This window comes from Paraburkholderia heleia NBRC 101817, from assembly GCF_000739775.1.
Lineage (GTDB): Bacteria > Pseudomonadota > Gammaproteobacteria > Burkholderiales > Burkholderiaceae > Paraburkholderia > Paraburkholderia heleia.
The window spans coordinates 222,730-232,442 of record NZ_BBJH01000012.1 but is presented as its reverse complement, the minus strand read 5'-3'; the positions used below and the strand labels follow the sequence as shown (position 1 = coordinate 232,442).

The 9,713-nt window shown below is 65.6% G+C and carries 10 protein-coding genes; 5 read left to right on the top strand and 5 right to left on the bottom strand.

What is annotated here, in order from left to right; all coding sequences use genetic code 11:
* Window positions 1-29: 29 nt before the first annotated feature.
* From BHE01S_RS13110 to BHE01S_RS13095, 4 genes are read right to left on the bottom strand one after another with little or no spacing between them, the layout of a single operon-like run.
* Entirely contained in the window at window positions 30-701 is a 672-nt protein-coding gene (locus tag BHE01S_RS13110) for a HutD/Ves family protein (protein ID WP_052405903.1), read from the bottom strand.
* Window positions 698-1,639: an electron transfer flavoprotein subunit alpha/FixB family protein gene (locus BHE01S_RS13105; RefSeq protein WP_042264522.1), complete on the bottom strand. Its 942-nt coding sequence runs from the start codon at window positions 1,637-1,639 to the stop codon at window positions 698-700. The genes BHE01S_RS13110 and BHE01S_RS13105 overlap by 4 nt, the downstream gene beginning before the upstream one ends.
* Window positions 1,640-1,641: 2 nt before the next feature.
* Complete coding sequence (locus tag BHE01S_RS13100) at window positions 1,642-2,415, bottom strand: electron transfer flavoprotein subunit beta/FixA family protein (RefSeq protein ID WP_042264520.1); 774 nt, start codon at window positions 2,413-2,415, stop codon at window positions 1,642-1,644.
* A 44-nt stretch (window positions 2,416-2,459) separates the two neighbouring features.
* The gene (locus BHE01S_RS13095; RefSeq protein WP_042264518.1) at window positions 2,460-3,647 is read right to left on the bottom strand and encodes an NAD(P)/FAD-dependent oxidoreductase; all 1,188 of its coding nucleotides are present in this window, start codon (window positions 3,645-3,647) and stop codon (window positions 2,460-2,462) included.
* Window positions 3,648-3,837: 190 nt separating this feature from the next.
* Between BHE01S_RS13095 and BHE01S_RS13090 the strand changes: the two genes are divergently transcribed.
* Window positions 3,838-4,803 carry a LysR family transcriptional regulator gene (locus BHE01S_RS13090; RefSeq protein WP_042264517.1) on the top strand — a complete coding sequence of 322 codons (966 nt, stop codon included), beginning with the start codon at window positions 3,838-3,840 and terminating at the stop codon, window positions 4,801-4,803.
* A gap of 42 nt (window positions 4,804-4,845) precedes the next feature.
* Window positions 4,846-5,655, top strand: a complete 810-nt coding sequence (gene hutG, locus BHE01S_RS13085; protein WP_042264515.1) for an N-formylglutamate deformylase — start codon at window positions 4,846-4,848, stop codon at window positions 5,653-5,655.
* A 238-nt stretch (window positions 5,656-5,893) separates the two neighbouring features.
* Here the strand turns inward: hutG and BHE01S_RS13080 are convergent, their stop codons facing one another.
* The gene (locus BHE01S_RS13080; RefSeq protein WP_042264513.1) at window positions 5,894-6,496 is read right to left on the bottom strand and encodes a helix-turn-helix domain-containing protein; all 603 of its coding nucleotides are present in this window, start codon (window positions 6,494-6,496) and stop codon (window positions 5,894-5,896) included.
* Between the two features lie 233 nt (window positions 6,497-6,729).
* On the opposite strand from BHE01S_RS13080, the gene glnT reads away from it, so the two are divergent.
* Genes glnT through BHE01S_RS13065 form a run of 3 tightly spaced genes read left to right on the top strand, consistent with a single transcriptional unit; the run spans window position 6,730 to window position 9,712 of the window.
* Window positions 6,730-8,115 (top strand): type III glutamate--ammonia ligase, encoded by a 1,386-nt coding sequence (gene glnT, locus BHE01S_RS13075; RefSeq protein WP_042264510.1) that lies wholly within the window; start codon window positions 6,730-6,732, stop codon window positions 8,113-8,115.
* Window positions 8,116-8,126: 11 nt separating this feature from the next.
* Complete coding sequence (locus tag BHE01S_RS13070) at window positions 8,127-9,035, top strand: class II glutamine amidotransferase (RefSeq protein ID WP_042264507.1); 909 nt, start codon at window positions 8,127-8,129, stop codon at window positions 9,033-9,035.
* Complete coding sequence (locus BHE01S_RS13065; protein ID WP_042264506.1) at window positions 9,023-9,712, top strand: GltB/FmdC/FwdC-like GXGXG domain-containing protein; 690 nt, start codon at window positions 9,023-9,025, stop codon at window positions 9,710-9,712. The genes BHE01S_RS13070 and BHE01S_RS13065 overlap by 13 nt, the downstream gene beginning before the upstream one ends.
* Window position 9,713 lies beyond the last annotated feature (1 nt).

Below are 9,713 nucleotides of genomic sequence, written 5' to 3'. Positions count from 1 at the left end.
TTGTGCGACGAGCATTTCCCCCTGATGAGTCATCGACGACGCTCCTGCGCTTCCGCCGTGACAGCCTCGATGGCGATCGACGCCAACTGTGCGCCGGGTCCTGAAGGTCGGAGTGCAAGCTCCTCGGGTCGTCCGCTGATCCACAAAGCGTTGAGCGGAGGCAGCGTCACACCGCGCAGCAATGTGCTCTCCACATTCCACTGCCCCGCGAGACTCACGAGCAGATGGGCGGGGGCGGGCGTGACGCGCAGCGAATGTGCCGCGACACTCACGCGTGCGCGAAACGCGCCGCGCTTGCACATCACGTTGAGGACGTTCACGGGCCGCGCGGGCAGGTTCACCCACACATGCAGGTCGCCCGAAAAGTGTACGGGCTGCCCCGCACGTGCGAGCAGCTGACCGTCCTGCGAATGCAGGTCGATCGCACCGTCGTCGACGGGCAGCAGGGTGCGGTCGTAGCCTTGGAACTGCGAGAATTTCGCAGGCCCATCGAGCCTCGCGAGGCTCACGCGCCACGGTGCAGCGGCGTTCTGGTTGGCCTGCGCGGGACCACACGCGATCGTGCGCGTGGTGCCGCCGCCGTTGGCCCACGGTTCGGGCGCGATCCGCGCGCAATCGATGAAGCGCACGGCGCTGAGATCGCCGGTGGGGCTCAGCGGCGCCGGAGCGCCGGGTGCGCGAGCATGCATGCGGGCGTTCATACGCGTTGCTCCACGCCGTGCATGCGGTCTTCGATCGCGCCGACCACGTCGAACAGATCGCCGACAAGACCCACATCCGCCACCGAGAAAATCGGCGCGTCCGGATCCTTGTTCACGGCGACGATGAACTTCGAGTCCTTCATGCCGGCCAGGTGCTGGATCGCACCCGAGATGCCGAATGCCATGTACACGTCCGGCGCGACGCTGCGGCCGGTCTGCCCGACCTGCGCGGCGTTCGGCGCATAGCCGGCATCGACGGCGGCGCGCGAGGCGCCAAGTGCCGCGCCCAGGGTCGCCGCGACCTGGCCCAGGCGTTCCATGTTCTCCTGCGAAGCGAGGCCGCGCCCGCCCGCGACCACCACGCGCGCGCTGCCGAGGTCCTGTCCGCTCTGTTCTGCAGCGCGGCGCTCCAAAAGGCGCGTGCCCACGAACGGCGCAATCGGTGCGAGCGCAACGATCTGCGCCGCGCCGCCGTCCGCCGCAACGGGTGCGAACGACGAGGGCCGTACGCTCGCAAAGATTCGCGCCGCGGCGCCCGTAACCGTTGCAATCACGCTGCCAGCATAGAGACCGCGCACGAACTGCGTGCGCTCCCGAATGGCGATTACATCGGCAATGAAAGCGCCTTCCACGAGCGCCGCCGCGCGCGGCAGCGCGGCACGGCCGCAGGCGCGATGCGCCGCGAGCACCGTCGAATAGTCGCCCGCGAGCGCGATCAGTTGCGCCGCAATCGTTTCAGGCGCGAGCGACCCGGCGGCGCCGGCCGAAGCGACCAGCACACGATCGACACCGCTCGCGCCCGCCGCCGCTGGGGCAATCGACGCATCGAACACTAGCAGATCGACGGGTTGTCCCAGTTGCCGCGCCGCGTTCAGCACCCGCAGCGTCACATCGGAAATCGATCCCACGTCGGCATCGGCAAGGACCAGCGTTCTCATAGTCAGGCTCCCACGGTTTCGAATACGCGTTGACCGGCGAGCGCATCAAGCAGCGCTTCGACGCCATCCACCTTCACGCCCGGTTCGCGCACGGGCGGGTCGGTCAGTTTCAGCACATGGCTGCGGGCGTCGGACACGCCGCCGAACGCGGCCGCCTCGCGTGTGGCGAGCGGCTTTTGTTTTGCCTTGACGATGCTGGGCAGTGTCACGCGCCGCGGTTCCGCGAGACGCAGATCGGCGCTGACCACAGCCGGGCCGTCGAGTTGCCACGTGGCGGTGCCGGCGTCGTCGCCGCAGCTCGCGCGCCAGCCACCCTCTGCGGCATCCAGCGCGCTGGCGTTGAGCGCTTGCGGCCAGCCGAGCAGGGCGGCGAGCATCGCAGCCACGCCACCCACGTCACCGTCGATGGCCTGCTTGCCGCACAGCACGAGGCCGTACTCCACCTCCTTCATGTGCGCGGCCACGAGCCGCGCAACGGCAAGCGAATCGAGGGTGGCCGTGGCCGCGCCCGTGTCGATCAGCACGGCGTCGTCGGCGCCCATGGCGAGCGCGGTACGCAGCACGTCCTGGTGCGCGGGCTGGCCGCAGGTCAGCACCGTGACGTGCGAGGCCACGCCGGCTTCCTTCAGTTGCAGCGCTTTTTCGAGCGCGCATTCGTCGAACGGGTTGAGCGACATCTTGAGTCCCGCCGTTTCAATCGCCCCTGCGGTGTTCACTCGCACGCGCACGTTGGGATCGACCACGCGTTTGACGGGCACCAGAATGCGGACAGTCATCTGTTTTCTCCTGTTGGCATGCGAAAGCACATTGCGCGCTGGCATTACGACACCGCGCCCAGACCGTATTTGCCGGTCAGCAGCGCGCCGCTCGTGAAGCGCTCGAGCGCGTAGGGTTCGAGGGAGACGTCGGTGGGCAGGCCGAGCGCATGCTGCGCGAGCAGCTTGCCGATGCCAGGCGAAAGCTTGAAGCCGTGGCCGGAGAAGCCGAAGCCCACCGTTAGTCCTTCCACGTCGGCAACGCTGCCGAGTACCGGGTTCCAGTCGGGCGTGACGTCGTAGACGCCGGTCCACGAGGAGGCGAGGCCAGCGGTTTCGTAGGCGGGAAAGTGTTCCGCCACCTGTGCGCCCACTTCCGCTACGTAGTCGAGCGAGATGTCGCCCTGTTCGGTCTCGGGCGCGTTGAGCGTTTCCCCCACCACGCCTTCGGAGACCAGCATCTGGCTGCCGCCGTAGCTGCGGAAATAGAGCATGCCGGCCGAGCCGAGGTCCTTGAACGCGGGCATTGCGAACGTGTAGGGCGCGGCTTCGCATTCGAGTGCGAGCACGGTATGACGCTCGGGCTTCACCGGCAGCGGCACGCCGATCCATTCGGCGAGTTCCGGCGTCCAGATGTTCTGCGTGCTGATGAGCGTGCCGCAGCCGAAGCGCCCGGCTGTGGTCTCCACGCCCACCACGCGGCGGCCTTCGCGGATCAGGCCGGTCACGCGCACGTTTTCCATGATCTTCACGCCGTGGCGGCGCGCCGAACGAGCGAAGCTCGTGGCCACGAGGTAGGCGTCGGCAAATCCCGCTTCGGGCTCGTAGCCGATCAGCGCGGCGTCGTCGAAGCTGGCGATCGGCAGGCGCGCCTGCGCCTCGGTACGGTCGAGCAGTTGCACTTCGATGCCCATATCATGTTGCGCACGCAACGAAGCGGCCAGCGGATCGAGCTTGTCGCCTTCGGGCGCGCTGATCATGTAACCGCATTTGACGAGGCCGCAAGAGGCTTCGTCGTCGCCGAGATAGTCGGCGAAGTTGTTGAAGGCCCACCACGAAGCGCGGGCCAGCTCGACGTTCTGGCGCACCGAGTAATGCGTGCGCAGCAGCCCGGAGGACTGCGAAGTGGTGCCGGCGCCGATCGTGCCCTGATCAAGGACGAGGACGCTTTTCGCGCCGAGCGCGGCGAGATGGTGGGCGACGGACGTGCCAATCACGCCAGCGCCGATCACGACATAGTCAAAGTGGCTCATGGGGCCCCCATGGGTGAACGATGGGCAAATTCTGTGTCCCAGGTGCGCGCCAATATTTTGTATTAGGCAAACTTATGGTTCACAACCGCAAGCACTGATCCTCCGCGTGTTGGCCGTCCAGGGCCGCATCATGCAAAGACGGAGTGCAAGGCGGCCGGCGTCATTTGCGCACACATCCGCGGAGCCCATCATGAGACGTACCCAGGCGCCTATCGACCTCAACGCCTTGCAGGCCTTTCTCGCGGTGTGCGAGACAGGCTCGATGACCGGCGCGGCAAAACAGCTCGGCGTGAGCCAGAGCGCGGTGAGTCAGGCCATCGCGGCGCTCGAGCGCGATCAGGGCGTGGTCCTGTTCGATCGCGAAAGCCGGCCCCCGCGCCCGAATGTTGCGGGCCGCGCGCTGCTCGAACTGGCTGGCCCTTTGCTCGAGCATGCGCAGATGGTCAGCGCGCGTATCGGCGACGCCTCGAACTCGGGCACCTTGCCCGTGCGGCTAGGCTGCGTGGATTCGTTCGCGGCGACCGTGGGGCCGGAGCTGATTCGCGCGGTGTCGGGCTCGGCGCGGCAGATCGCGCTGTGGTCGGGCTTGACGCCGGGCCTGAGCAAACAGTTGCACGATCGCGACCTCGATCTCGCCGTTTGCACGCAAACGACGCTCAACGATGCTCGCATCGTCGAGGTGCCGCTCTTTTCGGAGGCATTCGTCGCCGTGGTGTCTCGCACCTGGCTCGCGGAGCACCGGAACGCGGACTGGCGCACGCTCGCGCTCGAAATGCCGATGATCCGCTACACCGCGCGCTCCGTCATCGGACAGCAGGTCGAGCGCTATGCGCGGCATCTCGGCATCAACAGCCCGCGCCGCTACGAGTTCGATGCGACCGATCCGTTGTTGAGCCTCGTCGCGGCGCGCCTCGGTTTTGCGATCTCGACGCCGTTGTGTCTCTGGCAGGCGCGCCAGTACTTGCCGGATATCGCCGTGCTGCCGCTGCCTTCCGGGCGGCTCGGGCGGCGCGACTTTTTCCTGCTGCACCGGCAGGGCGAGTGGGACACGTTCGCACAGGAGATCGTCACGCTCACGCGCCGCGTGCTCGACGGATCGATTCGCCCGGCGCTGGTGCGGGCGTTGCCGCAACTGCCCGAGGAAGCGTTGCAGTAGCGCCCGGATCATTTCAACGCCATCAAGAAGAGGATCAATCGGATGGACGAACTGTTTTTCATTGAACGCGGCACGGCGCCGTTGCTGGTGTCGGTTCCGCACCTGGGCACGGTGATTCCCGAGGCATTGCGCGATCGCTATACGCCCGCGGCGCTCACGGTGGCCGATACGGACTGGCATCTCGACCGTCTCTACGCGTTCGTGCGCGAGATGGGCGCGAGCGTGATCGGTGCGCGTGTTTCGCGCTACGTGATCGACCTGAACCGGCCGCCCAACGACGAAAGCCTCTATCCGGGCCAGACGACCACGGGGCTATGCCCCGCTGAAACGTTCCGCGGCGAGCCGGTCTACAAGCCAGGCTGCGCACCGGATGCGGCGCAGCGCGACGCCCGTGTCGCGCAATACTGGCAGCCGTATCACAAGGCGCTCGCAGCCGAGCTGGCCCGGCTGCGCGAGCGACACCCAAACGTGCTGCTATGGGAAGCGCATTCGATCGCGAGCGTGTTGCCGCGCCTGTTCGCCGACAAGCTGCCCGACCTCAATCTCGGCACGCAGGATGGCCGCACGTGCGCGGGCGCGGTCCAGCAGGCCGCCGTCGAAGCGATGCAGGCGAGCGGCTTCACCTCGGTCGCCAACGGCCGCTTCAAGGGCGGCTACATCACACGCCAATACGGCGCACCCGGGCGCGGCATTCACGCAGTGCAGCTCGAAATGTGTCAATCGACGTATATGAACGAGGACGCGCCGTTCGAGTACCAGACCGAGCGCGCCGAAGCCGTGCAGCCCACGCTGCGGCGGATGGTTGGCGGGGCGCTGGAAGCGGTGAGGCAACTCGCTCCCGCGCTTTCATAAGCAATTCTGATACTCGGGCGTAAGCCCGCGTCCCGTTTCAGTGCGGGCACGCACAGCAGGCAGGAAAACCGCGCACCGTCAGCAGGCAAGCAGGGTTGCGTGCGAGATGGGAAGGTCAATCGAAAAGGGCCGGCGTGCGCGCCATGTGTTTATTCACAGGAATTTTTAGTTCATGGCGATAAACATGGCACGGACGTTGCGTAAGAAGTAGCGCAGGAGGGATGGGAAGGCCAGCGCCTCATTCGGCAGTTCCCGGCGGATAGATGAAGATCGACAGGAACTGAATGGGCGTCTTGATGAGGCGCTCGGGGCCGTGAGGAATATCGGCCTGGAAGGTGAGCGTGTCGCCGGGGTGGAGGACGTAGGTTTGCTGGCCGTGGCGGTATTCGATCACGCCCTTGAGCATGTGGATGAACTCGGTGCCCGGATGCTCGAAGGTCGGAAAACGCTCTGCTTCATCTTCGAGGGTGATGAGGAAGGGCTCGAAGGGTTTGCGCGGGCCCTGGTCGTAAGCGAGCAGATGGTAGGTGTGGCCGCGTTTGGTGCCTTTGCGAACCACTTCCATGCCCGCGCCTTTCTTGACGAGTTGCGCGTCGCCCTGCGGCACGTCGAAGTTGCGAAAGAGCGAGGACAGTGAGACGCCGAGCGCCTGCGCGATGCGATGCAGGACGTCGAGTCCGGTCGAAGTCTGCGCGTTCTCGATCTTCGAGAGCATGCCGCGGCTGATGCCGGCCTGGTCGGCGACCTGGGCGATGGTCAGGCCGTGACGCTGGCGCAGTTCGCGGATCGTCGCGCCCAGGTAGCGTTCGAGTGGTGCTTTGCTGTCGTCCCCGGTTTGCATGGTTGGCCTCGGTTAAAAGCAGAAGCGTATCAGGCGGGGCGCATGCTTGCGCGCTGCGTGTTTCATAACAGGAAATAAAGTTGCATACAGGGAATTTTTAAAGCAGACTATGCGCGTGCGCAGCGCGAGCGTGATTCGGCCAGCCGTCCCCGCAACCGCCGAAGCGTCTCGATGACCGACATGCAGTCGGGCGCACCGCTCTTTCAACCGCGGATGAGTTGCAAGGAGTGACGATGAATCTCAATGATGCAAAGCTGCCGGTCAACGAGCTGGGAAGCGTGCCGCGCTTCAGTTCGGCGGACGACGCGCAGAGCTGGCTCAGCCAGCAGGGCGTGAAATACGTATTGGCGCAGTTCGTCGATATTCACGGTGTGGCGAAAGCCAAGTCGGTGCCGGTCTCGCATTTGAAGACTGTGCTCAAGGCGGGCGCCGGATTCGCAGGCTTCGCGATCTGGGGCGTGGGGATCGAGCCCAACGGCCCGGACTTCATGGCCGTGGGCGAACTCTCGACGCTCACGCCGGTGCCGTGGCAGCCGGGCCTCGCGCGCATCGTCTGCGACGGGCACGTGGAGGGCGAACCGTGGGCCTACGATTCGCGCGTGACGCTCAAGCGTCAGGTCGCGCGCGTGACCGAGCGCGGCTGGACCCTTTTCACGGGCCTCGAGCCTGAATTCTCGCTGCTGCGCCGCTCGGCATCGGGCACGCTCGAACCATGCGACCCGAGCGATACGCTCGCCAAGCCCTGCTACGACTACAAGGGCCTGTCGCGTACGCGCGTGTTTCTCGAACGCCTCACCGACGCCATGCGCGCGGTCGGCATCGACGTTTATCAGATCGATCACGAAGACGCCAACGGCCAGTTCGAAATCAACTACACGTATGCCGATTGCCTGACCTCCTGCGATCACTACGTGTTCTTCAAGATGGCCGCCTCGGAGATCGCGAATGAGCTCGGCATGATCTGTTCGTTCATGGCCAAGCCGTTCGCGAACCGTCCTGGCAACGGCATGCACATGCACGTTTCGATTGGCGACGGCAAGCGCAACCTCTTCGCGGACGCCGCCGACCCGCTCGGCATGCGACTCTCGAAGCTCGGCTACCAGTTCACGGCGGGCCTGCTCAAGCATGCGCCGGCGCTCACGGCGCTGTGCAATCCCACCGTGAACTCGTACAAGCGCCTCGTGGTGGGCCGCTCGCTCACCGGCGCCACGTGGGCGCCCGCCTATGTGAGCTATGGCGACAACAACCGCTCGACCATGGTGCGCATGCCCGGCGAGCGTATCGAACTGCGCTTGCCCGACGGTTCGTGCAATCCGTATCTCGCGACGGCGGCCGTGATCGCGGCGGGCCTCGACGGCATCGACAGCGAACTCGATCCCGGCGCGCCCGCCAACGAAAACCTCTACGCATGGTCGCCCGCGAAGCTGGCGGAGCACGGCATCACGGTGCTGCCACAAAACCTCGAACAGGCGCTCGACGCGCTCGAAGCGGACACGCTCATCTGCGAGGCGCTCGGTCCCGTTGCGCAGGAATTCATCAAGCTCAAGCGCATGGAATGGCTCGAATACATGCGCCATGTGTCCGATTGGGAACTGAAGAGCTACCTCGAATTCTTCTAAGGAGAGAACCTATGTGTGGAATCGTAGGCTTGCTGGTGAAAACGCCGGCGCTACGCGAGAAGCTCGGCGAACTGATGGTGCCGATGCTGATCGGCATGACCGAGCGCGGCCCCGATTCGGCGGGCCTTGCCGTGTTCGGCAAGGAAGTGGATGCGAGCCAGCGCAAGCTGAGCCTCTATTCGGGCTTTACCGAAGAGGGCGCGCGCTTTCCGTGGCACACGCTGCTCGACAAGCTCAATCGCGCGATGGACGTGACCGCGCGCATCGACGCGAAAGCCAATCACGCCGTGCTTACGCTGCAGGGCAATGCGGACACCGTGAAAGCGTGGCTTCACGAGCAGTATCCGAAGCTCTATCTGCTTTCCACGGGCCGTTCGATCGATCTGTACAAGGACATCGGCTCGCCTGCCGAGGTGGCGCAGCGCTACGACTTCACGAAGCTCAAGGGTTCGCACCTCGTGGGCCACACGCGTATGGCGACGGAATCGGCGGTCACGCCCGACCGCGCGCATCCGTTCACGGCGGGCGAGGACTTCTGCCTCGTGCACAACGGTTCGCTTTCGAACCCGTATGGCGTGCGCCGCAAGCTGGAACCGCTCGGCATTCATTTCGATACCGACAACGACACGGAAGCCGCGTGCCGCTTTCTCGAATGGCGCCTGCGCGAAGGCGATTCGCTGCCGCAGGCGCTGCAAAAGGGCTTCGAGGAGCTGGACGGCTTCTACACGTTCCTGATGGGTACATCGAACGAACTTGCGCTGATCCGCGATCCGTTCGCCTGCAAGCCCGCCGTCGTGGCCGAGAATGACGACTACGTGGCGATCGCCTCCGAGTTCCGCTCGCTCGCGCATCTGCCCGACATTCGCAACGCGAAGGTCTTTGAACCCGCACCCGAGGAGATGTACGTATGGAAGGCGTGATTTTCGATCTGCAAACGCAGGGCGTGCGGGAGCTGAACCAGTACCTGCATGGCGACGCCGCTGCATTGAACGGCCAGCGCGTGAGCGTGACCTCGCCCAACGGCGCGCACAACATTGCGGTGGGTGTGGACGCCGATGTGCAGATCACCGTAGAAGGGCACGCGGGCTACTACGCGGGCGGCATGAACCAGCACGCGAACATCGTGATCGAAGGCAGCGCCGGCACGGGCGTGGGCGAGAACATGATGAGCGGCAAGGTGCACGTGCGCGGCTTCGCCTCGAACGGCGCGGGCGCCTCGGCGCACGGCGGCCTGCTCGTGATCGACGGCGACGCGGGTCTGCGCTGCGGCATCTCGCTCAAGGGCGGCGACATCGTGGTGGGCGGCTCGGTGGGCAGCTTTTCCGCGTTCATGGCGCAGGCGGGCCGCATGGTGATTTGCGGCGATGCGGGCGACGCGCTCGGCGATTCGCTCTACGAAGCGGTGCTCTACGTGAAGGGCAACGTGAAGTCGCTCGGCGCCGACGCGCAATTCGAGCCGATGACCGACGCCGACCTGAGCGTCGTGCGCGAACTGCTCGGCGCGGCAGGGCTCGATCACGATCCGGCGCAGTTCCGCCGCATCGCCTCTGCCCGCACGCTCTACCACTGGAACGCCGACGCGGACCAGGAATACTGAA

Excerpts from the sequence above, each read along its gene's own strand:
- BHE01S_RS13090 (WP_042264517.1), top strand. The coding sequence starts at position 3,838 with ATGAGACGTACCCAGGCGCCTATCGACCTCAACGCCTTGCAGGCCTTT.
- BHE01S_RS13110 (WP_052405903.1), bottom strand. The coding sequence starts at position 701 with ATGAACGCCCGCATGCATGCTCGCGCACCCGGCGCTCCGGCGCCGCTG.
- BHE01S_RS13105 (WP_042264522.1), bottom strand. The coding sequence starts at position 1,639 with ATGAGAACGCTGGTCCTTGCCGATGCCGACGTGGGATCGATTTCCGAT.
- BHE01S_RS13065 (WP_042264506.1), top strand. The coding sequence starts at position 9,023 with ATGGAAGGCGTGATTTTCGATCTGCAAACGCAGGGCGTGCGGGAGCTG.
- BHE01S_RS13070 (WP_042264507.1), top strand. The coding sequence starts at position 8,127 with ATGTGTGGAATCGTAGGCTTGCTGGTGAAAACGCCGGCGCTACGCGAG.
- glnT (WP_042264510.1), top strand. The coding sequence starts at position 6,730 with ATGAATCTCAATGATGCAAAGCTGCCGGTCAACGAGCTGGGAAGCGTG.
- BHE01S_RS13100 (WP_042264520.1), bottom strand. The coding sequence starts at position 2,415 with ATGACTGTCCGCATTCTGGTGCCCGTCAAACGCGTGGTCGATCCCAAC.
- BHE01S_RS13080 (WP_042264513.1), bottom strand. The coding sequence starts at position 6,496 with ATGCAAACCGGGGACGACAGCAAAGCACCACTCGAACGCTACCTGGGC.
- hutG (WP_042264515.1), top strand. The coding sequence starts at position 4,846 with ATGGACGAACTGTTTTTCATTGAACGCGGCACGGCGCCGTTGCTGGTG.
- BHE01S_RS13095 (WP_042264518.1), bottom strand. The coding sequence starts at position 3,647 with ATGAGCCACTTTGACTATGTCGTGATCGGCGCTGGCGTGATTGGCACG.